This is a genomic window from Streptococcus sanguinis, assembly GCF_008329445.1.
Classification (GTDB): domain Bacteria; phylum Bacillota; class Bacilli; order Lactobacillales; family Streptococcaceae; genus Streptococcus; species Streptococcus sanguinis_O.
Genome location: NZ_VIBR01000004.1, coordinates 267,601 through 291,961, shown reverse-complemented (window position 1 = coordinate 291,961; position 24,361 = coordinate 267,601). Strand labels below are relative to the sequence as shown.

26 protein-coding genes are annotated in these 24,361 nt (G+C 42.3%); 3 read left to right on the top strand and 23 right to left on the bottom strand.

Annotation, left to right across the window (positions count from 1 at the left end; translation table 11 throughout):
• Positions 1 to 4: 4 nt before the first annotated feature.
• The 12 genes from FKX92_RS10315 to nagB all read right to left on the bottom strand — a co-directional run bounded on the left by FKX92_RS10315 (position 5) and on the right by nagB (position 11,906).
• Positions 5 to 586, bottom strand: coding sequence for an LURP-one-related/scramblase family protein (locus tag FKX92_RS10315; RefSeq protein WP_187759424.1), 582 nt, complete (start codon positions 584 to 586; stop codon positions 5 to 7).
• A gap of 140 nt (positions 587 to 726) precedes the next feature.
• Entirely contained in the window at positions 727 to 1,734 is a 1,008-nt protein-coding gene (gene prsA / locus FKX92_RS10310) for a peptidylprolyl isomerase PrsA (protein ID WP_002897941.1), read from the bottom strand.
• 113 nt (positions 1,735 to 1,847) lie between these two features.
• A complete protein-coding gene (locus FKX92_RS10305; protein ID WP_149566257.1) occupies positions 1,848 to 2,531 on the bottom strand; it encodes an O-methyltransferase in 684 nt (227 codons plus the stop codon).
• A 1-nt stretch (position 2,532) separates the two neighbouring features.
• Positions 2,533 to 4,335, bottom strand: a complete 1,803-nt coding sequence (gene pepF, locus FKX92_RS10300) for an oligoendopeptidase F (protein ID WP_149566256.1) — start codon at positions 4,333 to 4,335, stop codon at positions 2,533 to 2,535.
• 163 nt (positions 4,336 to 4,498) lie between these two features.
• On the bottom strand, positions 4,499 to 4,807 hold the full coding sequence (locus tag FKX92_RS10295; RefSeq protein WP_149566255.1) for a hypothetical protein: 309 nt from the start codon (positions 4,805 to 4,807) through the stop codon (positions 4,499 to 4,501).
• Positions 4,808 to 4,842: 35 nt separating this feature from the next.
• Entirely contained in the window at positions 4,843 to 5,217 is a 375-nt protein-coding gene (locus FKX92_RS10290; protein ID WP_002896050.1) for a hypothetical protein, read from the bottom strand.
• On the bottom strand, positions 5,214 to 6,803 hold the full coding sequence (locus FKX92_RS10285) for a hypothetical protein (protein WP_149566254.1): 1,590 nt from the start codon (positions 6,801 to 6,803) through the stop codon (positions 5,214 to 5,216). Before FKX92_RS10285 ends, FKX92_RS10290 begins: the two co-directional genes overlap by 4 nt.
• Position 6,804: 1 nt before the next feature.
• Positions 6,805 to 7,191, bottom strand: a complete 387-nt coding sequence (locus FKX92_RS10280) for a DUF1310 family protein (RefSeq protein WP_149566253.1) — start codon at positions 7,189 to 7,191, stop codon at positions 6,805 to 6,807.
• Between the two features lie 170 nt (positions 7,192 to 7,361).
• Positions 7,362 to 8,312 (bottom strand): competence protein CoiA, encoded by a 951-nt coding sequence (locus tag FKX92_RS10275; RefSeq protein WP_149566252.1) that lies wholly within the window; start codon positions 8,310 to 8,312, stop codon positions 7,362 to 7,364.
• 116 nt (positions 8,313 to 8,428) lie between these two features.
• Positions 8,429 to 9,598, bottom strand: coding sequence for an MFS transporter (locus tag FKX92_RS10270; RefSeq protein WP_149566251.1), 1,170 nt, complete (start codon positions 9,596 to 9,598; stop codon positions 8,429 to 8,431).
• Positions 9,599 to 9,692: 94 nt separating this feature from the next.
• Positions 9,693 to 11,048 carry a DUF1958 domain-containing protein gene (locus FKX92_RS10265; protein ID WP_149566250.1) on the bottom strand — a complete coding sequence of 452 codons (1,356 nt, stop codon included), beginning with the start codon at positions 11,046 to 11,048 and terminating at the stop codon, positions 9,693 to 9,695.
• 150 nt (positions 11,049 to 11,198) lie between these two features.
• Positions 11,199 to 11,906: a glucosamine-6-phosphate deaminase gene (gene nagB, locus FKX92_RS10260; RefSeq protein WP_149566249.1), complete on the bottom strand. Its 708-nt coding sequence runs from the start codon at positions 11,904 to 11,906 to the stop codon at positions 11,199 to 11,201.
• A 134-nt stretch (positions 11,907 to 12,040) separates the two neighbouring features.
• Here nagB and FKX92_RS10255 point away from each other — a divergent pair, with 134 nt between their 5' ends.
• From FKX92_RS10255 to FKX92_RS10245, 3 genes are read left to right on the top strand one after another with little or no spacing between them, the layout of a single operon-like run.
• The gene (locus FKX92_RS10255) at positions 12,041 to 12,220 is read left to right on the top strand and encodes a hypothetical protein (protein WP_002904113.1); all 180 of its coding nucleotides are present in this window, start codon (positions 12,041 to 12,043) and stop codon (positions 12,218 to 12,220) included.
• A 9-nt stretch (positions 12,221 to 12,229) separates the two neighbouring features.
• The gene (gene queA / locus FKX92_RS10250) at positions 12,230 to 13,258 is read left to right on the top strand and encodes a tRNA preQ1(34) S-adenosylmethionine ribosyltransferase-isomerase QueA (RefSeq protein ID WP_032916004.1); all 1,029 of its coding nucleotides are present in this window, start codon (positions 12,230 to 12,232) and stop codon (positions 13,256 to 13,258) included.
• 16 nt (positions 13,259 to 13,274) lie between these two features.
• On the top strand, positions 13,275 to 13,745 hold the full coding sequence (locus FKX92_RS10245; protein ID WP_002896068.1) for an arginine repressor: 471 nt from the start codon (positions 13,275 to 13,277) through the stop codon (positions 13,743 to 13,745).
• Between the two features lie 140 nt (positions 13,746 to 13,885).
• Here FKX92_RS10245 and FKX92_RS10240 read toward each other — a convergent pair whose 3' ends face one another.
• From FKX92_RS10240 to FKX92_RS10185, 11 genes are all read right to left on the bottom strand, one after another.
• On the bottom strand, positions 13,886 to 15,223 hold the full coding sequence (locus tag FKX92_RS10240; RefSeq protein ID WP_149566248.1) for a dipeptidase: 1,338 nt from the start codon (positions 15,221 to 15,223) through the stop codon (positions 13,886 to 13,888).
• 21 nt (positions 15,224 to 15,244) lie between these two features.
• Positions 15,245 to 16,756, bottom strand: coding sequence for a YfcC family protein (locus FKX92_RS10235; RefSeq protein ID WP_149566247.1), 1,512 nt, complete (start codon positions 16,754 to 16,756; stop codon positions 15,245 to 15,247).
• Positions 16,757 to 16,961: 205 nt separating this feature from the next.
• Complete coding sequence (gene arcC / locus FKX92_RS10230; RefSeq protein ID WP_149566246.1) at positions 16,962 to 17,909, bottom strand: carbamate kinase; 948 nt, start codon at positions 17,907 to 17,909, stop codon at positions 16,962 to 16,964.
• 166 nt (positions 17,910 to 18,075) lie between these two features.
• Entirely contained in the window at positions 18,076 to 19,092 is a 1,017-nt protein-coding gene (gene argF, locus FKX92_RS10225; RefSeq protein WP_002897953.1) for an ornithine carbamoyltransferase, read from the bottom strand.
• Between the two features lie 50 nt (positions 19,093 to 19,142).
• Positions 19,143 to 20,372: an arginine deiminase gene (gene arcA, locus FKX92_RS10220; RefSeq protein WP_125356513.1), complete on the bottom strand. Its 1,230-nt coding sequence runs from the start codon at positions 20,370 to 20,372 to the stop codon at positions 19,143 to 19,145.
• A 289-nt stretch (positions 20,373 to 20,661) separates the two neighbouring features.
• Complete coding sequence (locus FKX92_RS10215; protein WP_149566245.1) at positions 20,662 to 21,348, bottom strand: Crp/Fnr family transcriptional regulator; 687 nt, start codon at positions 21,346 to 21,348, stop codon at positions 20,662 to 20,664.
• Positions 21,349 to 21,395: 47 nt separating this feature from the next.
• Entirely contained in the window at positions 21,396 to 21,893 is a 498-nt protein-coding gene (locus FKX92_RS10210) for a DUF1648 domain-containing protein (protein ID WP_149566244.1), read from the bottom strand.
• The gene (locus FKX92_RS10205; protein ID WP_033179130.1) at positions 21,880 to 22,161 is read right to left on the bottom strand and encodes an autorepressor SdpR family transcription factor; all 282 of its coding nucleotides are present in this window, start codon (positions 22,159 to 22,161) and stop codon (positions 21,880 to 21,882) included. Before FKX92_RS10205 ends, FKX92_RS10210 begins: the two co-directional genes overlap by 14 nt.
• Entirely contained in the window at positions 22,139 to 22,927 is a 789-nt protein-coding gene (locus FKX92_RS10200; protein ID WP_149566243.1) for a YhfC family intramembrane metalloprotease, read from the bottom strand. The genes FKX92_RS10205 and FKX92_RS10200 overlap by 23 nt, the downstream gene beginning before the upstream one ends.
• Positions 22,928 to 23,421: 494 nt before the next feature.
• Positions 23,422 to 23,931, bottom strand: a complete 510-nt coding sequence (locus FKX92_RS10190) for an SdpI family protein (RefSeq protein WP_002915640.1) — start codon at positions 23,929 to 23,931, stop codon at positions 23,422 to 23,424.
• The gene (locus tag FKX92_RS10185) at positions 23,909 to 24,196 is read right to left on the bottom strand and encodes an autorepressor SdpR family transcription factor (protein WP_002897962.1); all 288 of its coding nucleotides are present in this window, start codon (positions 24,194 to 24,196) and stop codon (positions 23,909 to 23,911) included. Before FKX92_RS10185 ends, FKX92_RS10190 begins: the two co-directional genes overlap by 23 nt.
• Positions 24,197 to 24,361 lie beyond the last annotated feature (165 nt).

Here is a 24,361-nt window from a genome sequence, read left to right as displayed (position 1 = left end):
TGCATTATGACGACGAACTTTCCAGCATTTCGACATAATCAATAGCGACACAAAGGGAAATCACCAAATCTGAATAAATCTCATCATAGACACTCACCTGATAAGTAGAGGTTAGATGAAAGAGCACCTTGGTAATCTCTGCAACGACTTGATTGCAGTCATCAAGCAGACGAAAGTTTAAATCCCAGATATTCCCTTCAACTCGTAGACCCAAATTATCAAATTTATACTTATCCCGCAAAAAAGAGAATTTCTTACGGATATAAAAGCTATGCCCGCTGCTGAGTTTGATTTCAAACTGGGGCAGGAGGGTTATAAGGGTCTTGGTAATCTGACTGACGATTTGTCCTTGACTATCATAGATAGTAAAGGTCTTAGGAATCTGGAAGAAAGAGCCTTCCACTTGATAATCCACATTTCCTCGATCGTCCTTGATATCAAAGCGTTCGCCGCCTAAGCGAAATTTCTGTTTGACAAGATAGGTTTTCATTACGTTACCTCCACAGTCAACATAAAAGACAAGTTCCTTGTCCGAAGGGCGAAAAACCGCGGTACCACCTTCATTCAATGAACTTGTCATTCTCATTTCGTATTCTATTTTTCAAGATGAGTAGCATGATTCTCCGTCTTAGATGGCTCGCAGCACCGCCAATTCTCTGAACTAAGAACTTGAAAAATCAATTCTCACCAGTCTTATTATACTTGCTTATTCTCTTTTCGTCAACCTTATTCTGCGGCTGATGATGAAGCTTCTGCTGAACTGCTTTCAGCTGCTGAGCTAGACTCAGATGTCTTTGAGCTGCTGGCAGCACTTGATGAAGAAGTGGAAGAACCTGTGGTTTCGATATACTGAGCAAAGACAGATTGGAAAGCACTGTCCTTAACCTTGATGTTGGCATCTTTCAACTCTTTCGCCACAACGCTTTGGATGAAGCTAGTATCTTTTTCTTTTTGCGCAATGATAATCTTTTTCAGCTTGTCTTTGTAGTCTTTCCAGTTAGAAGATTTCTCTGACTTCTTGACCAGCTTAACAATATAGTAGCTTGCTGAGTACTGTGAATCTGGCACAGTCACAAGGTCTGAAACGCCATTTTCTTCCAAAGCAAAGGCAGCTTTTTTGACAGCATCTGGAACATCAGTAGATCCAGAGTCAAACTTGATTTCTCCGCCTTTTTCCTTAGTGGCAGCATCGGTAGAGTTTTCCTTAGCGATTTGGCTGAAGTCTGCTCCTTCTGCTTTAGCTTTTTCGAGAACTTCCTTACCTTTGTCTTCGCTGTCAACCTTAATGATTTGAGCTGTTACTTCTGGCGTGTAGTTTTCAAAGGCAGCCTTGTAGTTTTCATCAGTCAGCTCTTTTTCAGCAGCCTTCTTAACAGCATGCTCTACCAGCATATTGGTGCGGATTTGCTCCTTGTAGGCATCTTCGGTCAAGCCGTTTTGAGCCAAGACTTGGGCAAAAGCTGTACCGTAAGCAGTTTTAGACTTTTCGAAAGCATCCTTAACGTCCTTGTCTTTGACATCTTTGCCGTATTTTTCTTCAAAGATGTCTTTGATAGCCATCTGCAGCAAGACCTGCTGAGCTGCACCATTGTTTTTCACTTGATCGTAGAACTCATTGACAGTAATCGTGTTTCCTTTCATGGTCACGATGTCCTTGCCTTCTGAGTTAGAACATGCTGCTAATACAGCGACTGACAAGAGTGTCACAGCTCCTGCAAATATTTTTTTCTTCATTTTATATTGACTCCTTATTCTTAAAAGTTCACGTTTTCTATTGTAGCACAAATTTGAATTGATATCTTAAATTTTACTAAAAATTTTTGGAAATTAGGAAAAAATCAGAGATGTCATTTTTTTCTAATCATAAGCAGCCCATCTCCTAAGGGAAGCAGACTCGCAGTCAAATCTGAACTGTCCAAAGTTGCGTCAAAAAGACTGTGCAGTCCTCGGTAAATAGCTCGTTGACCACGCTTAATTTCTTCAAAAGGCTTGGCAACATCTCCTCCTTGAAAGACATCATCAATGAGGACTAGGCCACCAGGATTAAGGCGCTTGAGGACTTGGGGCAGAAAGACTACATACTTGGACTTGGCAGAGTCCATAAAGACAAGGTCGTAGGAATCCTCCAGTGTCTCAAGCAGATCCACCGCATCGCCTTCCAGCAGCGTGATTTGCTGACGGCTGTCATATTTAGCAAAATTAGCCTTGGCTAGCTCAATCATCTCTGGATTGCGATCAATTGTCGTAATCTGGGCCTGAGGAGCATGTTCTGCCATCAAAAGGGCCGAAAAACCAATAGCCGTCCCAATTTCTAAAATCTTCTCTGGCTGGAGACTTTCGACTAGCAGACGGAAGTAAGCTACTGTCTCATGGGGAATCACGGGCACATTTTCAGCTCTGGCGAAATCCTCCAGCTCCTTGAGTCCACCAGTGACCGGCTGGAGACGCTGTCTCATAAAGTCTACGACTACTTCTTTGACCACTGGCCGGCGCATATTGGGATTAGAGTTTTGATTATAAGTCTCGACCATCTTATGCCAGTCCCAACTTTTCTACCAAGGCTTCGAATTCATCCAAGCGACGCTCAAAGACAGCAAAAGCAGCATTTAGGTAGTTTTCCTTTTCCATGTCCACACCTGCTTTTTTGATGACATTGAGGGGATAGTCAGAATTCCCAGCTTTGAGATAGTCCAGATACTTGTCCTTGTCTTCCTGACTGCCATGGACAATCTTTTCAGCCAAGGCAGAAGCCGCTGAAAATCCTGTCGAATATTGAAAAACATAGTAATCGTAGTAGAAATGCGGAATCCGAGCCCACTCGTACTGAATCTGTGGATTATCTTCTTTTTTCAGTCCATAGTATTTCTCGTTCAAATCAGCGTAGAGTTCATTGAGAAACTCGCTGGTCAAAACTTGACCTTCTTGGTCAGCCTTGTGGATAGCATGCTCAAACTCAGCAAACTGGGTTTGACGGAAGACGGTTCCTCGGAAGCCATCTAAGAAGTGATTGAGAATAGCAAAGCGGGTAGCATCGTCCTCTACTTCTTCCAAAAGCTTTTCTGTCAGGATATTTTCATTGGTCGTTGAAGCAATCTCAGCTAGGAAGATAGAATAGTCTCCATAGACATAAGGCTGGGTCTCACGAGTATAACTGGAGTGCATACTGTGGCCAGTCTCGTGCACCAAGGTAAATAGATTATCCAGCGTGTCCTGCCAGTTGAGCAACATAAAGGCATTGGTATCATAAGAACCGCCTGAGTATGCTCCTGAGCGCTTGCCTTGATTTTCATGAACATCAATCCAGCGCTCTGAAAAAGCTGTCTTCACTCGGCTCAGATAATCCTCACCCAGAATAGCCAAAACTTCCTCAGACTTAGCCAAGGCTTCCTCATAAGTGAACTTGTAGTCTGTCTCTGACAAAGGTGTGTACATATCATACATCTTCAAGTCAGAAATGCCTAAAATCTTCGCTCGTAAAGCGATATAACGCTGCAAAAGAGGCAAATGCTTATTGACAGCTGAAACTAGGCTGTCATAAACACTTTCTGGAATAAAGTCAGCTGACAAAGCTGCTTCACGGGCAGATGAAAACTTGCGGACTTTCGCATTGTAGTTGTGAACCTTGACATTGGTCTGCAAAGTCTTAGCGTAGGTATGCTGATACTGCTCGTATACGCTGTAGAGAGCCTCATAAGCTTCCTTACGGACTTCTCGGTTCTTAGACTCAACTAGGGTAATATAGTTACCGTGGCTGAGCTGAACTTCATTTCCATCATCGTCATGCACCATCGGAAAGACGATATCTGCATTATCCAAAACAGAAAAGGTTTCGCCCGCTGCCCCAAAAATTTCACCAGCACCGGCTAGTAGTTCCTCTTCACGCTGTGTCAGGATGTGAGCTTTCTTTTTCAAAAGCTTGTCAAAATAATGCTGATACTGCTGCAAGGCTGGCTGCTCAGCCAAGAAAGCTTGGTACTGCTCTTCTGTAATCGCCATAAATTCGGGCTCATAGAAAGCAAAGCTTTGACCAAAGTCGCTGTATAGAGTCATACCTTTAGCCTGATACTCTTGGTACTTAGCCACACGTGTATCCTGGTCATTCTTCATATGAGCATAAGAATAAAGCTTTTCAATACGACGCATCAAGTCCAGCTGGATTTCAGTCGTTGTTAAGAGACTATCCGCTGAATCCAGCAAATGCCCAGCCAGACCAGCTGCTTTCTTCACTTCTTCTGAAACCTGCGCCAACTCCGCTTCAAAGGCTTCATCTGTTGGGAAAATGGTACTCAAATCCCAAGTATATTTTTCTTCAATTTCATTTCTTTGTTTTGCCATAAAAAAATCCTCCGACTCCCCTATTCTATCACAAAATTCTACTTTTTATAAAACTCAAGTACCAAAATCACATAGTAGCTAGGCAGACAGACTTAATTAATAAAAAAAACTCTTTGAACCTAATTCCTGACCAAAGAAAAATTAGATTCCAAAGAGTTCATTGCTAAATTTCTTCAAATTTCGTACCGCTGTTGTCTATAACGCTTACAACTTTTTTAGAAAATTGCCCTTTCATCGAGCTATCTATCTGATCTGCAGCTACTTTCACGCTCTCTTGAACAGTCTTTGCGACATTGGTAAAAAGAGTATCATAATTGCTTTGAAGGCTGCTTTTTTGAGCTAACAAAAGAGGAGCTAGAACATTCGTTATAATTTGCTTTTCTATTGCTTTTCTAATTTCTGCCAAATCAGATGTTTTAGATGGTGAAAAGTAACTTTTTACTGGTGTTGAAGCTATTTCTGATATAAACATAGACTTTTTCCTTTCCTCTACTCTAAACAGCAGATTTATTTAGAATCACGAAGATGAGAATAGCTATCTTCAATTTCCCATTCTAAACGGCGTCTCTGCTTAGAGAATGTTTCCAAAACTTTCTCATCTTTTAGATCAAGATTTTTCAGTTCCTCGCTGCTAGCCTCTTCCGCCAACATATCATAGGATTCTATATACTGATTTAGAGCTTGCCATTCGATACTAGTGTCCCTTTCTTGTTTCCGTAAAATAGCAGTCGCCATTTCATACTCTTCTTGTAGCATGACGGAAAAAGCTTTTTTCTTAGATAGGATGACATCTCGTTCTTTATCAATCTTCAAGCGTTCCCGCTGAAGTTCTGAGTAAAGCTCCTCCAACTCTTTTTCTTTTTTAGCTATATCCTGCTTCATCGATTGATTTGGTTCCATTGCTCAAAATCTCCTGCTAATGTCTGATCTTTAGCCAGCAGCTGCTCAATTCCAGCTTCAATCTGACCTTGCAAAACTTCAAAGATAGTTAGAAGCATCTGAAATTTAGACAATCGACTTTCAAAGTGCTCTTGTAAAGATCCGACCAATGATTGATAATCTGCACCTCCAGCCTGATAGGCTGCAGTCACCTCATCTGGACTAAGACTGAAGCCCTGAGGAACCTTTCCCAACTGCTCTGCTAGCTTTTCCGCTTCGCTAACAACCTGATCTCTAGCCTGCTGCAACGTGTCATAGCCTAGTTTGGTTACATTTACTAAATTTTGAACAGTTGCCTGGGCTTGAACACTGTCCAGATAAATCTTTTCATTACTGCTAAATCCACCCTTAGACAGATACTTCTTCATATTCTGGTAAGGAATCATATTGGCTTTGATGGTATCCTTGATAGTCGTCTTTCCTGTCCCATCCATAAGCACAAAATTTTTATTTTTATCGTAGATATAGCCCTCCATCATATGCTGAGCACCTATTTCCTTTTCGACAGTCGCAATATGATGTACAATACCAGCAGCATTTTCACTGCCAGATAAGCTGTAGCCTAAGCTGACGATATCCTTATGGTCGATATGATTAAAGATCTTATACTTAGCGCTATCCAGTCGTGCCTGCTGTTCCTTGGGCAAGAGAGGATAGATATTAGGGCCATTGTAGATATGGACTGTGCCAATATGGCGCATCTCCTCCTCTGTCAGGGTGGATAGAGCATACTGGATATCCATAGAACCCAAAGAGTGTCCGTAAAGATCAATCTTGGCATTAGGGTACTTACGAATGGTTTCCTTAAGATGCTTAGCCGCATCCTTAAACTGAGCCGGAGGAAACTCTTGTGTCTTTTTGAGATAACTAGCAGCTACCAAAATATTCGGTGCAGCAATTCCTGTCGTGAAAGTTCCGCCAGAAACACCTGCAAGATTTGATATAACATTCTTCCTCAGCTCATTAAAGGGATTTTTATTGAGAGAATTAAGGCTCTGCTTCACAGCTTGACCAGCATCTTTATTAAAGATTCCGACTACATTTCCTATCTTATTACTTACGTCTCGATCTGCCTTATCTAGTTCTTCTCGGCTTTTTTGAGTAATAATATTTTTTGAATGACGATAAACAAAAGGGGTAGCATATTCTACTGCACCTACAGGTCCCAGACGGTGAGATGCCGTCACAAAGTCTGTAGGCAGCCAATCCGTAACAGTATCGTGGATTAACTTAGGAGTGTGCGTCTTGGTCTGAGAGCCCTGCATCATGACTGTCACATCCTGCACCTGAGCACGCTCAGCATCCGAAGCGGAGTAAGGGACCGGAGATTGCTCAGGTCCTTTACCATTATTTGTAAATACAAAAACTTGCTCTTCATGGCCATTTACATTGTCGTATACCTGAGAAAGATTACCAATATATCCATTCTTACCAGCTATTGAATAATTTTTCCCAAATTCTAATTCACGATACTCTACCAAAGCTGCTGCAACATTCTGCTTATCATTGTACTCTGCATTATTAGCCATGTTAATTCTCTCCTAATAACTCACTCAATTCTTGTGGAATACCATATGATACAACTTCATATTCTCCAGTATCTTCTTCTTGAACAGTCATATCAATATTCAAAACTTCATTCCCATTAATAATTATATAAACATTTAGTCCACCCATAGGATTATAATCTAACTTATCCTTTTGAATTTCATAGGATTTAATCTTTCCTTCTGGTGTCAAAGCTTTAGGATCTAAACCTTTGAGAAAATTTTCCAAGGCTTTCTTCATCTTTTTACTTTCTGAAATCTGAAGAATTTCTTCTTTTTCTGACCGACTGTTTAGCATACTGCAACCTCCTAAAAACATAGCTGAACTGATCGTGATGATACTCAGAAAAATAATAACTATTTTCTTCATGATAGCTCCTTTCACTTCTCATATTTTCTAAAGCTAGCTGAATTAGCACGATTTAGAATTTTTAACTATCTAACTTATTACTTTATTATATTATACAGGATTCTTAAATATTCTAAAACTGAAAGGATAGCTAAAAGTTTATGGCTTCATCAATGGGAAACTAACGATACTTAGCATTTTTCTCTTATCATCTCATAAAAAGCCGGTGAATAAACAATTTGCAGATTTTTTTGCTGGAGATTGGCGTAATAATTCTCAAACTGCTGGTAATAGTCAGTCAGGTCAGTAGTTATCTGACAGAAGGAGGTAGCTTGTATTGGCCGAACCTGCGGATAAAAATCCTCTGCAGTCTTAGTCAATAAATTATCGCCATTCTGGTAGAGCTGGGCCTGCAGCCTCATCCATCTAGGCTGCTGGTAATAAAGCTGACGACGGATATAATTGCAGATGTGCGGATCTTGCTGGGCCAGAAAGCTGTTCATCTCCTGCTTTTGAAAGGGTAAACGCAAAATATCCAAAAGCTGACCGTGACCAAAAGGAAAGTTCTTGGTCTTATGCTGTACCTTTCCATGCAGATCTTCATGAATCAGGTATTGGAGACGCAGAACTTGCTTTTCTTGATCCAGCTCCCAAAGATGAAAGCCCATATTTTTACTAAAATAGAGAAAATCCTTCTGCAGGCGAGTTAGGGAATCCTTGAGCCAAAGTTTTCGCCCCAAAAGCCAGAGAACCTGATAACCATGCTGGCGGTAAGAAAGCGTCCGTTCCTGCAACCGTTCTATACTTAGGAGACTGCACTGGACTTCAAGCGCCAGTTTTTCATCAACCAGTAGATCAGCAATCTGCTGCAGAGCAGGCAAAAAAGCCTCCACCTCAACTTCTTCTGTCTGGACAGCCCAGCGAAAAAGCTCCGCCTTAAGGTTCAGGTGCTCAGCGCTCTCATTTTCCCTGTAAAAACGACACTCTTCTAGCGAAACATGCGCAAAATGCGGCTGCATAACCTTCCCTTTTTTAAAACGGACTGCCCCTGAACAAGCCGGGCAGACGAAATCAGCCCCCTTCTCAATCTTCTCCTCCAGAGCATTACACAAAAGCCCCTTATGATTTCTCGCCACAAACATATCCCAGTCCCCTCTAAAATTTATCTCATTTACTAAAATATTCGCAAAAGAAAAGAGAAAAGATCTACACCATCAAAAAAACGAGTCAAGAGAGCATCTCTCCGACTCGTTTTCTATTATCCAAATAATTGATTTCCTTTTCGTTCTGGCAATTTTAGAAAGAGGGCCAGCAGGCAGACTAGGCAGATAACAGCTGCTAGAAAGAGGTTCATTCCTTCGTAACCCCAATTGTCCAGAAAGTGGCCGGCCAGATTTTGAATGAGAATGGTTCCTAGACTGCGGGATGTCTGGACTAGAGCAATGGCTGTTACCAGGAATTTTTCATCGACTAAACTGGCTACGATTTTCAAGGTCACCATTATCAAAACCATGCCAGTCACGTGCTTGGAAAGGAGAGTCATCCCGATTTTCGAAATCAAACCTAGGTCTAAAGCATAGACGCTGTACTGGAGAAAGATGATTCCCAGACAGATATAAAGCAGCTTTTTCATCGAAATCTTGTCCATAAAAAGATAGGAATAAAAGATAAAAGGCGCTTCAACCAGAACTGATAAGGCAACTACTGTCGAAGCCATATCCACCTCTAAGCCACTGTGCTGTAGCATGGCAGGGATATAGGTATGACCAGTATTCCCCACTCCAGAGTAAAGGGCGACCAAAAGCAGGTAAAAGAGGTAGGTTTTGTTGGTCAAGAGCTTCCCCAGACCTGTCTGCTTGCGGGTATTCCTGCTTTCTAGGGCTGCTCGGTCGTGCTTGGGCTGGATTCCCAAAAGTCCTAGACTGCTGATAAGCATCATGCCAATAAAGACTGGGAAAATAGCCTGCGGTGCGACTCTTTGATAGATTAGTCCTGCTAGCTGAGAGCCTAAGGCATAGCCAATGGTTCCCCAAATCCGAATCTTACCATAAGTATAAGGACTTTGAGCCGCAAGAACATCCATGACTGGATTGACCCCGTTAACCAGCATGAGGACCAGACTATACCAGACCAGTAACTGCCAAAGCTGAGTCGCTTTCATGAAAAATACAGCCCCAACCATCATAACTAGAAAGCTAAAAAGGAAGATCTTTTTAATGCCCAAAACATCGCTGAGAATCCCAAACAGCGGCTGAGCCAACATGGAAGCAAAGAAGGAAGCTGACACTACCATCGATACTTGAGCATTTGAGTATCCTAAGTCCTGCATATAGACTGATATCAGAGTCGAAAAAAGAGAGTAGGCTAAGAAGAAAAAATTAAAGAGTAAAAAATGAGCCAGATAGCTGTTATGAAACTTTTTTTGCATCGAAATCTCCTTAAGACAGAAAGAAAACTCAGCAAAAGAACTGAGTTTTAGCTTGGAAAGTCATTCCGTTCGTATGTGACAGAGGACATTCCCTTTATTCAACATCTGTATTTCTACGACGTTCCTGCTTTGCAGCCTTACGCTTTTGACGACTGCGGTATTCAAAGTACAGAATGATTAGCAGGATGCCAACAGGCAGCATAATTAACATCTTATCGCTGAAGAACACACCATACCAAGGCTTGCTTTCCGACTTGCTGCCAGTCACATTTTCAATGGCTTGAGCAACTGGATTCTCAACTTTCTCGACTTTCATTTCATCAGAGATCTTGCTAGACAAGGTCTTCAAGCCATTTTCAACCTTGAGAACATTATTTTCAACCTTGACTTTAGGCTCGGTTCCCTTTTTAACAGTAGCGTAGAAATCCTCAGGCAGCTTATACTTCTGTCCATCAATCTCCTGCTCACCCTTGGATAAGAGTTTTTTGTACTCATAGTCCGCATAAGCCTTCTCAATCAAAGCATTACCAAAAGGATGGCGGTAATACTCACCGTCTTGGTCAGACCAGTCACCGACTCCCATAATCACAGCAATCATGCGCTGATCTCCACGCTTAATGGTCGCGATATAGTTGAAAGCACCGTTAGGACTAGAGCCCGTCTTCATGCCATCTACGCCCTTGAGAGCGTATTTAGCACCTGGCAGGGAGTAATTATAGGTTTCAAAGGTTTCCTCGTAAGGAGTTCCGGCTTTAACCGTAACCTTGGCTTTATTAGTATAGTTTAGAATCTCAGGATGATGATTGACAAAGTTATAGGCCAGAATCGCCAAATCACGGGCTGTTGTCTGATTGCTGGCATAATTATCGTAGTTTTGAGGGTTATAATAGCCCTTAAAAGAAACCGCCGCTGCACCGCTGGCATTGAACCACTTGGTATTCGTCATGCCCAGCTCTTGAGCCTTGGCATTCATCCGATCCAAGAAAGCATCTGGATCATTGTCCGATAGATAATTGGCCAGCATAACGGTTGTCGCATTGGATGAAGGCACGATTGTCATGGTAATCAGCTCAGATACGGTATAATCCACACCAGCGACAATTTTATTATTAGAAATTTCATAAATATTAGCGGTAGCCTGATCCTGAGGTGTAGCTGTGATGACCGTCTTTTCGCTGATTTTTCCTTCCTTAATCGCTTCAAAGACCAAGTAAAGCGTCATGAGCTTACTCATACTAGCGGGATCACGCACCTCATCGACATTATCTTCCCAGACAACATCACCTGTACTGCCGTCAATAACGAGAGAAGACTTGGGACGATTAATCGCCTGAACATTATCATGCGGATACATCTTTTTAGCCATATCCACCAATTCATCAGCCCTAGCAGCTAGTGGCGCTAACGAGGTCAGGAACGCAATTCCCAATAACAAAAGCTTTTTCTTCACAGGATCCTCCAAAGAACAATTATACCTATCTAGTATATCATATTTTACGCAAAGTCAACCATAAATCTAAAAATCCTACCTAAAAAATAGATAGGAAATTAAGAGACTTTTATCTGGCAAAGCCAGTTTTATAGCATCAATGTCAAAATCTTAGTGTTTTAACAAGCTAAGCGCTTCCTTATCAGCGATAATTACAACATCCGGATGCTTCTGGAGAGCACTGCCTGGCAGCTCCTCTGTCACTTCCCCCTCAACAGTTCCTGCTATAGCCTTGGCCTTAGCAGAACCATAAGCAAAGAGAATGATGGACTTAGCATTGAGAATGTTGCCAATCCCCATGGAAATAGCCTGAGTCGGAACATCTTCCATCTTGTCGAAGAATCGAGCATTGGACTGAATGGTGGACGGTGTCAAATCCACTAAGTGAGTCTGGCTGTCAAAACTAGTCCCCGGCTCATTAAAGCCGATATGGCCATTCGTACCGATTCCCAAAATCTGTAAATCAGCCGGATGCTCTGTGAGAAGCTGATTGTAGCGCGTCACTTCTGCTTCTAAATCTTTCGCTGCGCCATTGGGCAGGAAGCTTTCCTTAAAAGGCTTTTGGTTAAAGAGGTGCTGATTCATGAAATAGCGATAAGACTGAGGATCGTCCTCCTGCAAACCAACATATTCATCCAGATTAACACTGAACATCTCTGAGAAATCAAGATCGCTCTCAACGATCTGCTTGTAAAATCCTTCTGGGCTGCTGCCTGTAGCCAATCCCAACGTTTTTGCTCCCTGATCTAGTTTTTCCTTGAGCAATTCGAGAGCCACTTTGCCACCTTCTACTTGGTTTTCCACTTGAATAATTTTCATTTTCTACCTCCACTTCTGTTCTTAATTTTATTATATGGTATAGACCAATTTTTGTCAAGAAAAAGTCTGCAAAATAGACATACTTTTTAGTCATGCTCGCTTCCTTTTGCAGCAAATCGTGTTATAATAGAGACATGTTTTTACTGATTGTTTTATTGATTTTATTTTTAGTCGGAGTCTTACTCTGCAGCCTGAGTTTCCTCATGAAAAAACAACCAGGCTGGCAGATGCTAAGTTTGATTTTGGGCGGCTTACTTACAGCCAGTCCCTTTCTACTCGCTGCCTATCTACTCTGGCTGATGAAAACAATATAAGGAGATACGATGAATACCGCTGATTTTGATTTTGACTTACCCGAAGAGCTGATTGCTCAGACACCTTTGGAGAAAAGGGATGCTTCCCGCTTGCTAGTGGTTGATAAAGAAACGGGAGCCTTCTCCGACCAGCACTTTGACCAGATTATTGATCAGCTCCAGCCCGGCGATGCCCTAGTGATGAATAATACGCGTGTCCTGCCTGCCCGCCTTTATGGTATCAAACCTGAGACAGGGGGCCATGTCGAGCTACTGCTACTCAAAAATACCCAGGGCGATGATTGGGAGGTGCTAGCCAAGCCAGCCAAGCGCCTCAGAGTAGGTGCTCAAATTTCCTTTGGCGATGGCCGCTTAACTGCTACTGTGGTAGAGGAGCTTGACCATGGTGGTCGAATCGTACGCTTTGGCTATGAAGGGATTTTCCTAGAAGTCTTGGAAAGTTTGGGAGAAATGCCGCTTCCGCCTTATATTCACGAGAAACTAGCAGACCGCGAACGCTACCAGACTGTCTATGCTAAAGAAAACGGCTCTGCTGCTGCGCCAACTGCTGGACTTCATTTCACAGAAGAGCTATTGGAGCAGATTGCTGCCAAGGGAGTCAAGCTGGTCTATCTCACCCTTCATGTCGGACTGGGAACTTTCCGACCGGTTTCTGTAGACAGCTTAGATGATCACGAGATGCACTCCGAATTTTACAGTCTGTCCGAGGAAGCTGCCCAGACACTCCGTCAGGTCAAGGCAAATGGCGGACGTGTCATTGCAGTCGGCACAACATCTATCCGCACCTTGGAGACAATTGGCAGTAAATTTCAGGGTCAGATTCAGGCTGACTCTGGCTGGACCAATATTTTTATCAAGCCGGGATACGATTGGAAGGTCGTTGATGCTTTTTCAACCAACTTCCACCTGCCCAAGTCAACTCTGGTCATGTTAGTCTCTGCCTTTGCCGGACGTTCCTTAACACTTAAAGCTTATGAGCACGCTATTGCTGAGCGCTATCGCTTCTTCAGCTTTGGTGATGCTATGTTTATCAAATAACTATAGGTGAAAATATATGAATAAAATTGAAAGCAGACACCGTCTTATTCGCTCCTTAATCATGGAAAAGAAAATCCATACCCAGCAAGAACTTCAGGAGCATTTGGAAGCAAACGGCGTCATTGTAACCCAGTCCACTCTTTCACGAGATATGAAAGCACTCAATCTGGTCAAGGTCAGTGAAAACGATACTTCCTACTATATCATCAACAGCATTGCACCATCCCGTTGGGAAAAACGCCTTCGTTTCTATATGGAGGATGCTTTGGTCATGCTGCGGCCAGTTCAAAATCAAGTCGTCATGAAAACCCTGCCTGGATTGGCCCAGTCTTTCGGTGCAATCTTAGACGCTCTAGAGCTGCCTCAGATTGTAGCTACTGTCTGTGGAGATGACGTCTGTCTGATTATCTGCGAAGATGACCAAGGGGCTCTGGACTGCTTTGAGAAACTCAAAGAATTCACCCCACCATTCTTCTTTAGTAAATAAAAGCTGAGACAACATTGCCTCAGTTTTTTCTATTTACGATTTTTCCCTCAAATGAAACCCATTAGTAAATCAGCAAGCCATACTTGACTAGGGTAAAGAAGTACCAATAAGAATTGAAGATGGTTTTAAAAAGTCAGCATTTAAGGTGTTGTAGCCAAACGATAAATAGCTTCCGCGTAAATATCCATGGCCCGATACAGATCATCTAAGAGCAATCGTTCATTGACCTGATGCTCTGTCTGATCAGCTCCCGGAAAGAGAGCGCCGAAAGCAACACAGTTAGGCATCGTACGAGCAAAGGTCGCTCCGCCAGAAGACATAGCTGGACTGTTGTCTCCTGTTTTCTCCTGATAAATTGCCATCAGGGTGCTGACCAACTCACTGTCCAATGGTACATAGAGCGGAGCCAAGTAATCAAACTCCTGATAGGTCAGCTCGTATTGACTGGCTATTTCTGCCAGCTTTTCAACCAACTTGTCCTTGTCTGCCAAGACCGGAATCCGCATGTCAATCCGAATCTCAGAGCGGTCAGAGGTTAAAGTCAGACCGGCAACATTAAAGGAAAGAAAGCCCGACTGTTCGTCAGACACAGCCCCAAAGAGATGGTTGCCTGTCGCATCTTCACCAACCGCCTGAGCCAGAAAGACAAGAGCCGGATGCGAATCCAAGGGCTGCAAGACCTTAGCTAGGCGAATAATGGCGTTAATTCCTCGGGCAGCATCCTTGGCGTGCTTAGGCAAGCCGATAACCGTTACTTCTTCTGCCGTTCGCTCATATTCATAGCCTAAATCTTCCAGTCCTGCAACGACGGACTCCAGTAAGTCACCCGAATAGGGAGCCTTGGCAGGAACAACATTAAAAGCTTGACCAGCTTCGAGCTCTATAGTGTCAGAGCCAGGCCCTTCCAGCTTAAGCTGCAGAAGCCCCTTCTCAGCATAGTTCAAAGGGAAGGAAGAGTCTGGTGCAAAGCCAAGTGTAGCCTGCTCTTCTAGCTGGTTGTATCTATCCATACAACGCCAAAGTGTCTCCTCATCTGTACCAAAGATAAAGCGAACCCGCTTTTTAAATTCCACTCCACTGTCCAGCAATGCTTTTACAGCATAAAGAGCGGCCATGGAAGGTCCCTTGTCGTCCTGAACCCCACGACCAAAAATCCAGCCATCTTTGACAGTGGCTTCAAAAGGCGGCGTCTGCCAGTCCGACTCATCACCTGATGGAACAACATCCAAATGACAGAGAACGGCCAGGAGCTGAGCTCCATGACCGATTTCTGCATATCCGTAATAACCTTTAGGGTCGAGGTAGGTTGTAAAGCCTAGCCCCCGACAGATTTCTAAAGTTTTTTCTAGGACATCTTGGATAGCTTGTCCAAAAGGTGTTCCATTTTGACCTTCATTCAGTACTGAAGGATAGGAAACGATTGTTTTCAAAGATTCAAGAAAATCTTCTTTAACTTCTTCCGTTATAAAATTTTTCATGGAATCACCTCAGCTTCTAGCTTATAGGAACGGTAAGAAAGTTCCTAGGAGTAAGAGACCAATACTGATCGCAATGATAGCTACAATCAGCTTACCGATAAATTTCCACCAAGTACCAATATTGATATGTCCAAGTGCCAAAGCCCCCATAACAATACCAGAAGTTGGAGCAACCAGGTTCAGCACACCTGAAGCAGACTGGTAAGCTGTGATGATCAAGCTTGCCTTGACATTGACAAATTCTCCCAAAGGAGCCATGATTCCCATAGTTGCACTGGCCAGACCAGATGATGATGGGATAAGGAAGGACATTGGCAGGTAGAAAATGTAGGTCAAGACGATAAATACTTGTGATGACAGACCGCTGAGTCCTTGTTTGCCCCAGTTGAGGATAGTGTCTGTAATCATACCGTCATTCATGATAACTTGGATACCACGGGCAATTGCTACGATTAGGGCTACGCTAAGCAGGTCAGCTGCACCGTTCATAAAGGCTGAGATAATCTTATCTTCCTTGAGACCGTAAACAGCACCAATCAAGATTCCCATGAAAGCAAAGAGCATAGCTCCTTCTGGGAAGTACCAAGTACCCAGTGCGGAAGTAGATGAACCAACAATCTTACCAACAACTGGAAGACCAGTCAGCCAGGCATTGATGTCCTTAAAGATAGTAATACCGAGACCTGTCCAAGGAATGAAACTTAATACCATAAGGACAAATGTCAAAATGAACAATACTAAGACAATTCTTTGCTTTTTGCTCAGTGTTGACTCAACAGATGAAGAAGTTTCAACGTTGAAGTGTTTCAAATCTTCTTCGCGAGTGCTGTAAACCAGTGACTTGGTCGGATCCTTTTGAATTTTATCTGCATAGCGATAAACAAACCAAGTACTGAGAGCTGTCATGACAAACAAGAAGATGAGACGGAGAGCAATCCCTTCACCGGTACTAACACCAGCAGTCGCTGAAGCGATACCTGTTGCAAATGGATTTAGTGTGGAAGCCAAACATCCGATTTGCGAACCCAGCAGGATAATAGCCACCCCGGTCAGACTGTCAAAACCAACCGCCATCATCACCGGCACCAAAAGCGGATAGAAGGCCATGGTTTCCTCACCCATACCATAGGTAGTACCACCGAGGGCAAAGAGAGGCATCAAGACAACAATCAGCATCTTTTCGCGACCCTTGTACTTCTTAACGATAGAGGCAATTCCCACATCCAAAGCGCCAGTTTCATTGACAACACCAAGGAAACCACCGACCATGAGGATGAAGAAGGCAACATCTATCGCTGCAGTAGTTTCCTTGATCAAGGATCCTTCCTCTGGATGCGTACCCAGCATTGCACGAATCGGTGCCATCAGGACATCCCAAATCCCTTGTGGATTTTGTGGCTGAGGCTGATAAACACCTTTTACAAAAGCCCCTGCTGGGATAATCCAAGTCAGAACTGCCATAATGGCAATGATTATCAACAATACGGTGTAAGATGAAGGCATCTTAAACCCTTTTTTTGTTTTTTCACTCATTTGTATTCCCTCCTAAAAATTTTTTAACGAGGTTACGAACCTGCATTCCCCTGTATGAGCAAACAAGAAAACGCTTACTTTGTTTTTATTTTACCATATTAACATTGAAAAAGCCAGTGTTTTTGAAAATAATCAAAGATTTTCAGGAAAAAACTTGCAGCAGCGACAGATTTCAGCTGCTATCGACTTTCAATCAGTTCTATGCCTAGCCTTTTTCAATAATCGTGCCGCTCTCAGACTCAATCAGAGCGCCAAGATTTTCCAGAGATGTGATAACTGCTTTGCCTTCTGGACGGCCATTGACAAAGGCGATAGCTGCTTCTACTTTTGGAAGCATGCTGCCTGGTGCAAATTGTTCTTGCTTGATGTATTCTTCCAACTGAGCAACATTCACATGTTCCAGCTTAGCTTGGTCTGGTTTGTTGTAGTTAACAAAGACATAGTCCACACCCGTCAAGACGATGAAGAGGTCAGCATCAACCAACTCCGCCAAACGCTGAGAAGCAAAGTCCTTGTCAATAACGGCTTCAACACCAGTAAGATGGCCATTGTCTTCCTTGATGACAGGAATCCCGCCGCCACCCGCAGCCACTACTACTTGACCTTGATTCAAAAGCGTACGGATTGTTTCAATTTCCTTGATATCCACTGGTTTTGGTGAAGCAACGACCTTACGCCAACCACGTCCAGCATCCTCTTTGAAAGTCGCTCCGCTCTTTTCAGCTTCTGCTTTTGCTTCTTCTTCTGAATAGAAAGGCCCGATTGGTTTGCTGAGGTTGACAAAGGCTAGATCGTTCTTATCAACTACTACTTGCGTCACAACAGAAGCAACATTCTTTTCGATACCTTCATCCAAGAGAGCATTTTGCAAAGCATTCTGCAGCCAGAAGCCGATACTGCCTTCTGTCATAGCCACAAGAGAGTCTAGTGGGAAGGCAGGATTCTTTTCAGAGTCTGCTGCCAAGTGTTGCAGCAGCAAATTCCCTACCTGTGGACCATTTCCATGGGTAATGATAAGATCATCCCCGTTTTTTATCAATTTTACCAAATGTTTAGCAGTTTCCGCCAAGGCTTCCTGCTGTGCTTTCGCTGATGGGTCAGATGAAAGGATGGCATTTCCTCCCAAGGCTACAACGATTTTACGATTTCCCATTAAATTCTCCTTAATTGCGCTTCGATGAATGCGCTTCCAATTTATTTTAGTAGATTTTTTAATTTTCAATAAGAAAATGAGCTTTTCTTATCATATAAAAGAGGGCCGGACTAAAGCTATTAGTCGCAGCCCTCATAGCTGTTGGTAGACGGTTTCTTAGGTAAGATTATACTTTTGGAATGTAGAGGTTTCCAAGAGTTGCAGCCATAACCGCTTTAATTGTGTGCATACGGTTTTCTGCTTGGTCGAAATGACGAGCATATTTGCTGCGGAAGACTTCGTCTGTTACTTCCATTTCCTCTACGCCGAATTTTTCAGCGACATCTTTACCGTAAACAGTATTTGTATCATGGAATGCTGGTAAGCAGTGCAAGAAAATCAAGTTTTCGTTATCAGCTTTCTTCACCAAATCCATGTTAACTTGGTAAGGTTTGAGGAGGGCAACGCGTTCTGCAAACTTGTCTTCTTCACCCATAGATACCCAAACGTCTGTGTAAAGAACATCAGCACCTTTAACTGCTTCGTCAGCATCTTCAGTGATGAGGATATGTGCGCCGCTTTCTTTCGCAAAGCCTTCTGCCAATTCAACAATTTCTTTTTCTGGGAAGAGTTCTTTTGGTGAGAAGATGTGAACATTGACGCCAAGGATAGCTCCTGTTACCAGCAAGCTGTTGGCAACGTTGTTACGTCCATCACCACAGTATACCAATGTCAAGCCTTCCAGACGGCCAAAGTTTTCTTGAACAGTCAAGTAGTCAGCCAACATTTGAGTTGGATGCCATTCGTCAGTCAGACCATTCCATACTGGAACACCTGAGAATTCTGCCAATTCTTCTACCATACGTTGGCTGAAGCCGCGGAATTCAATCCCGTCAAACATACGGCCCAAAACTTTGGCTGTATCTTCTGTAGATTCTTTCTTACCAAGCTGGATATCGTTAGCACCAAGATATTCTGGATGTGCCCCTAGGTCAATAGCTGCTGTTGTAAACGCTGCACGAGTACGAGTAGATGTTTTTTCAAACAAGAGAGCGATATTCTTACCAGCAAGATAGTGGTGTTGAATATTGCGTTTTTTCAAATCTTTCAAGTGAGCTGAAAGACCGATAAGGTATTCTAACTCAGCACGGCTAAAGTCTTTTTCTGCTAAGAAGCTACGTCCTTGGAATACTGAATGTGTCATTCTATTATTTCCTCTTTCTATTCTTTATGTATTTGCTAGTACTTGTATACTTAGATTTCTTCACGTTCAAATGGCATAGACATACAGCGTGGTCCACCACGACCTCGAACCAATTCACTTCCGCGGATCTTAATCAAACGCAAGCCGTATTCTTCCAAAATCTTGTTAGTAACGGTATTGCGGTCATACACTACTACCACACCAGGTGCGATGGTCAAGGTGTTAGAACCATCATTCCACTGCTCACGTGCAGCAGCTACGATATTGCCACCACCACAGCGAATCAGGTGAACTTTTTCCACACCAAGGTTTTCAGCTAAGATTTCTGCTAAATCACCTTTTTCTTCAACAATCTTAAGTTTGTCATCAACATAAGTTACAGAGTAAACGCGAAGATCGCCTTCGATTTCTGGGTGAATCGTGAACTTGTCATAGTCAACCATAGTGAAGACAGTATCCAAGTGCATGAACTTACGGTTGTTGGCAAATTCAAAGGCCAAAACTTTCTTGAAGCCAACATTTTTCTTGAAGATATTGACCAAGAGTTTTTCGATAGAAGCTGCGTCTGTACGTTGTGAGATACCAACTGCCAGCACATCTTTTGAAAGAACCAGTTCGTCCCCACCTTCGATACGTGTATCTTCTTCACGATTGTATACCAAATCCACTTTTCCACCATATACTGGGTGGTATTTGAAGATGTATTTACCGTAGAGAGTTTCACGATTACGAGTGTCTGCATACATGTGGTTAAGCGATACAGCATTACCAATTGTAGCAAATGGGTCACGTGTGAAGTAAAGGTTTGGCATTGGATCAATAGCGAATGGATAATCAGATTCTACCAAGTCCGTCAATCCTTTTGCCTCTTCAGGAATTTCTGGCAATTCAACTTTTTGAACCCCTGCCATCGTTTTTTCAACCAACTCTCGGTTATCTTTGATACCACGGAGCAGCTCACGAATAGCCTTCTTGGTTTCACGTCCGCGAATATTGGCTTCTTCCAGATATTCTTCGATGAATTGCTCGCGGATTTCTGGAGAAGTCAGTGACTCAGCAGCCAGCTGCTCAAGATAGAGCACCTCAACTCCTTCATTGCGAAGCGCTTGAGCAAAGTTATCATGTTCTTTTTGTGCATCTTCTAAGAAAGGAATATCGTCAAAAAGAAGACGTTCTAAGTAGTCCGGCTGCAAGTTTTCTAACTCCTTGCCAGGACGGTGCAGCATAACTTTTTTCAGTTTTCCAATTTCTGAGAAAACACGAATTGGATGTGTAGACATCTACTATCCTCCTTTTTCTTTGCGGTTTAGGTTTTTCTAAGCCCGTTTACATGTACTATTCTAGCATTTAATGCTACCGCTTTCAAGAAAAAGCCTACATTGCAAATGCCAAATCCTTTGCTTTTTTCTATTTTTATTTTTATAATATTCTTCTTTAAAGCGTTTTCTTTGAATATTTTATGCATTTTATTATTTTTGTGAATATTTATTTTTTAAAATAAAATTAGTACACGGTTAATATTAGAATATTTTGAATTCATAAGCAAAAAAAGAAGCTAATCAGAACCGATTAGCTTCCAGCAAGGTATTTCATAAAATACTCTTTCTCTTTAAAAGTTAATTTTTTATGTTCGTATTCAATCCGACCTTCATCTAAGAGCTTTTTCAGAACTTGATTGACCGTTTCCCGAGTTGTGGCTCCTAGCTTAGCCAGTTCTTTCATGCTGATAGGAAAGGGCAGGCTATCCCCTTCCTTGCACAAATCCATGCAGAGCAGCGACAGAGACTGGATAATACGCTCGCTTGCACTAGCTGCTACGACATTGCGCAAACGAAGTTCCTGAAATTCCAGGATTTGCGATAGGCGCTTGGTAATGAACAACAGCTGGTCCACACTCTTCTTTGAATAATCTTCAAACAAATCGATAGGAATGGACAAATATTCGACATTGGTGACAGCGCTGGCTGTGTAATGATAGCGCTCATCAAAAAACATACCTCCATAGGGGAAAACACTGTTTTTCTTGACATAATCCATATAAGAAAATGTATCTGTTGAATCATACTGCTCAATCCGCACATAGCCTTGAGACAAGAGGAAAAGACGCTCACGCCGGTCTCCTGCAAAAAAGATAATTTGCCCTTTTGGAATCTTGCGATACTGAATCTCCACTGCTAATTTATCGAAAAGCTCCACTGGCAGATTGACAAAGGCAGGGTGCTGCCGGATAAATTGATAATGCTCCTTGGTAATCATGATAACCCTTTTATTTGATACTTGATACCATTATAGCATAAATCCGCTTACAAATAGAAAATGCTGACTATAAAAGTAAAAAATCCTAACAAAACAAAGAGGTGTGCCCATTTTCTATTCATGGAATTTCTGTCAGCTTGTACTTTTTTGGGCAAGTAATTGCCTACAATTATGAAAACCAAAGCAACTAGCATAGTTACCATTTTACGCATATCAAAATCCGCATGTAAGCCCCGATAAATGGTAGCTAGATACAGCGAAACAAAGGTACAAGGAAATAGCCAGCGAATAAGGTGCTTAAAGGTTCTATTCACGATATCTTTGGCAATGGTTGTCCAATAGATCATAACTTCTAGCAGCATCATGACAATTGGAAAAGCAGATACTATTAGAAACTTAGGTAAAAAAGCATTTCCTTTTCCAGATAAGTCAAAGTGAATAGCCAAGTTTTCTGGTAATTTTTGATAGACCCAGATGGCATATAAAACTGGCAAGAGCATGACGCCAAGTGCCCAGCCTAATTCTTGAAAACTATTTTTTTTCATTTTTGTTTCCTCCTCCAAGAGATTGAAACCAAACAAGAATTTCTTCAAAAACCGTCACATCTAAGCTGTAATAAATAAAGTTCTTCTGCTTTTCTTCTATGAGCAGACCGGCTTTCTTTAGCTGAGAGAGGTGGTAGGATACCGTCGCAGGCGTCAGCTCAAAAGCTTGGGCAATTTCCCCTGCAGACTTCGGACCATGCTTGAGCATTTCCAGAATCCCCCTTCGAACTGGGTCAGCTAGAGCTTTAAGCGTTTGACTGATCCCCATGATTAGACCTTTCTTTCAGGTAAACTTTCAAAATTTTCTTGGTCAGAAAGACTAGTGCCACTACTTCTACTAAGAGCAGAGCCTCAACAGCCAGTGGCGGAAGAAAGCCTACCTGAGCCAGAGCAGGCGCTAAGTCAATCAGGGCGTGAAGTCCCAGAGCGGCTAAAAAATACACTGGAGCCTTCTCCTTGACCGCTTTCCAAACCCAGAAGGTCAGAAGGATTTGAATGAGAATAGCCAAGATCCGTTCAAAAGCCAAAAGATAGATGCTGCCAGCGCTCATGGAACGGACTTGGTCAATAATTGCTTGAGGAATTTGAGCCAGCGTCTGGGCATTCCCCTGAGTCACTACTTGAGCTATAACCCAAAAGTTTAAGAGACTGACAATACCAACAAACAAAGCCTCAATACCACCATGACCCAAGCCATAGGCCACACCATCCCTAAAGGTCAGTGGGCGCTTCTTTTGCAGCCAGTAAAAGATGACCCAGCGGGCTGTTTCTTCAAAGATAGCTGCCGCAGCAATACCATAAAGGACATATAGCCAAGGATTTTCCGTCTGCAAAGCGATAGTTCCATCAGCCTGAGGCTGTAAAACGATACGATGCAAAATATTTTCCAGAACTTGACTAGACAGATAAAAGCCAACTCCCCCTAAAAGGAAAACTAGCAGAGAAATGTGCTTGGTCTTTTTAAAATAAACCAAAGGAACAAGGACTGACCCTAAAATCAGCAGCATGGCAATCAAGATATGAATGGAAATCATCGTTTTTTCTCCTAAACTGTTTTGGTTTTTTTCTAAATAGATTATACATCTTTCCTTTCTTTCTGTCAAATCTATTTCGAATTTTTTCTAAATAAATTCAATCTAAAAATCATCAAGCTCTACTGCAATAAAAAACGGCTCTATAATTTCTGTAGTGGGTAAAACCACTGTAGGAATGATGGAGCCTATTTGTTGTAGAAAAAAAGTCCCATAAGACCTATAATGAAAAGCGACAAAACCATCATTAGAAAGACTCTTATGGAACAGTTCAATTTTATCACAAACTTACTGGGAATAAAAGACCCTAACATCATAATCTTGGATGTTCTAGATGCTGGAACTCATAAAGAAATCATCGCTTTGAACATCAAAAAGGAGAGGACTGATTTAGTCCTCTCCAGATTATAACTTCTCATCAACCCACTACAGTTGACAAAGAGTCAGAATGAGACTAAACAAAAGCGCACAATCTGTGCACTTTGTTTTCACTTAATTTACAAAAGAAAGAGTCCCACTAGTACGGCTGTCAATCCGACCAGGATAAAGAGGTAGGCTAGCCAACGCGGCGCTGGTTTTTCTTCCACCACCATTTTCTTAGGCATATAATTTCCAGAAATTAGAAACATTACCCCCGAAAAAATCGCTGCAATTTTATTAATGTTGAAGTGGGAATCAAGAGCATAGAACAGAATGGAAAGATAGACAGCAATATGGGTCAAAGGAACAATCCAAAGGACGAAGCGGGCAAAAGCGGGCTTGGTGATTTCTCGGTAAGCCGTTGCCCCATAAACAATCAGCTGTATCAAAGTCATAAAGATTGGCAGACCCCAGATAAAGAGAAATTTGGGTGCATACTCAAATGTCGGGCTAATCAGCGACACGAAATTGATCCTAATATTCTCTGGCAAACTAGGATAAATCCATAAGGCATAAGCAAGTGGCAGCCAAATAACCAAGAAAGTCAGCAGCAATTCCCTAAGGTTATTTCTCAGTTTCGTTTTCATTATTTTTCCCTCCTAGCGCGGCAATCCAGACCAAAATTTCCTCAAAAACCGTGGCATCTAAATGGTAGTAAATGTAATTTTTCTGCCGTTCTTCATAGATGAGCCCCGCTTTTTTCAACTGGGACAAATGGTAGGATACCGTCGCTCCCGTCAAATCGAAGACTTGAGCGATTTCACCAGCCGACTTAGGACCTTTTTTTAATATTTCTAATATTTCCCGCCGAACTGGATCAGCTAGGGCTTTCATGGTTTCACTAATTCCCAATTTTGATACCTCTTAAAATTGATTTCTAGCTAAGGACAAACAAAGCAACTAGCTCTAGATAAGTCATGGCTCCTACAAATGTAAGCAAGGCGCTACTCAAACGGACAAGATTTTCTGCCAGCAATCCTCCTAAAACTATTTAGAGAACTTTCAAATTCTTTTCTC

Bases quoted from the DNA above. Each gene is read 5' to 3' on its own strand.
- FKX92_RS10315 (WP_187759424.1), bottom strand. From the start codon at position 586: ATGAGAATGACAAGTTCATTGAATGAAGGTGGTACCGCGGTTTTTCGC.
- prsA (WP_002897941.1), bottom strand. From the start codon at position 1,734: ATGAAGAAAAAAATATTTGCAGGAGCTGTGACACTCTTGTCAGTCGCT.
- FKX92_RS10305 (WP_149566257.1), bottom strand. From the start codon at position 2,531: ATGGTCGAGACTTATAATCAAAACTCTAATCCCAATATGCGCCGGCCA.
- pepF (WP_149566256.1), bottom strand. From the start codon at position 4,335: ATGGCAAAACAAAGAAATGAAATTGAAGAAAAATATACTTGGGATTTG.
- FKX92_RS10295 (WP_149566255.1), bottom strand. From the start codon at position 4,807: ATGTTTATATCAGAAATAGCTTCAACACCAGTAAAAAGTTACTTTTCA.
- FKX92_RS10290 (WP_002896050.1), bottom strand. From the start codon at position 5,217: ATGAAGCAGGATATAGCTAAAAAAGAAAAAGAGTTGGAGGAGCTTTAC.
- FKX92_RS10285 (WP_149566254.1), bottom strand. From the start codon at position 6,803: ATGGCTAATAATGCAGAGTACAATGATAAGCAGAATGTTGCAGCAGCT.
- FKX92_RS10280 (WP_149566253.1), bottom strand. From the start codon at position 7,191: ATGAAGAAAATAGTTATTATTTTTCTGAGTATCATCACGATCAGTTCA.
- FKX92_RS10275 (WP_149566252.1), bottom strand. From the start codon at position 8,312: ATGTTTGTGGCGAGAAATCATAAGGGGCTTTTGTGTAATGCTCTGGAG.
- FKX92_RS10270 (WP_149566251.1), bottom strand. From the start codon at position 9,598: ATGCAAAAAAAGTTTCATAACAGCTATCTGGCTCATTTTTTACTCTTT.
- nagB (WP_149566249.1), bottom strand. From the start codon at position 11,906: ATGAAAATTATTCAAGTGGAAAACCAAGTAGAAGGTGGCAAAGTGGCT.
- FKX92_RS10255 (WP_002904113.1), top strand. From the start codon at position 12,041: ATGTTTTTACTGATTGTTTTATTGATTTTATTTTTAGTCGGAGTCTTA.
- queA (WP_032916004.1), top strand. From the start codon at position 12,230: ATGAATACCGCTGATTTTGATTTTGACTTACCCGAAGAGCTGATTGCT.
- FKX92_RS10245 (WP_002896068.1), top strand. From the start codon at position 13,275: ATGAATAAAATTGAAAGCAGACACCGTCTTATTCGCTCCTTAATCATG.
- FKX92_RS10240 (WP_149566248.1), bottom strand. From the start codon at position 15,223: ATGAAAAATTTTATAACGGAAGAAGTTAAAGAAGATTTTCTTGAATCT.
- FKX92_RS10235 (WP_149566247.1), bottom strand. From the start codon at position 16,756: ATGAGTGAAAAAACAAAAAAAGGGTTTAAGATGCCTTCATCTTACACC.
- arcC (WP_149566246.1), bottom strand. From the start codon at position 17,909: ATGGGAAATCGTAAAATCGTTGTAGCCTTGGGAGGAAATGCCATCCTT.
- argF (WP_002897953.1), bottom strand. From the start codon at position 19,092: ATGACACATTCAGTATTCCAAGGACGTAGCTTCTTAGCAGAAAAAGAC.
- arcA (WP_125356513.1), bottom strand. From the start codon at position 20,372: ATGTCTACACATCCAATTCGTGTTTTCTCAGAAATTGGAAAACTGAAA.
- FKX92_RS10215 (WP_149566245.1), bottom strand. From the start codon at position 21,348: ATGATTACCAAGGAGCATTATCAATTTATCCGGCAGCACCCTGCCTTT.
- FKX92_RS10210 (WP_149566244.1), bottom strand. From the start codon at position 21,893: ATGAAAAAAAATAGTTTTCAAGAATTAGGCTGGGCACTTGGCGTCATG.
- FKX92_RS10205 (WP_033179130.1), bottom strand. From the start codon at position 22,161: ATGGGGATCAGTCAAACGCTTAAAGCTCTAGCTGACCCAGTTCGAAGG.
- FKX92_RS10200 (WP_149566243.1), bottom strand. From the start codon at position 22,927: ATGATTTCCATTCATATCTTGATTGCCATGCTGCTGATTTTAGGGTCA.
- FKX92_RS10190 (WP_002915640.1), bottom strand. From the start codon at position 23,931: ATGAAAACGAAACTGAGAAATAACCTTAGGGAATTGCTGCTGACTTTC.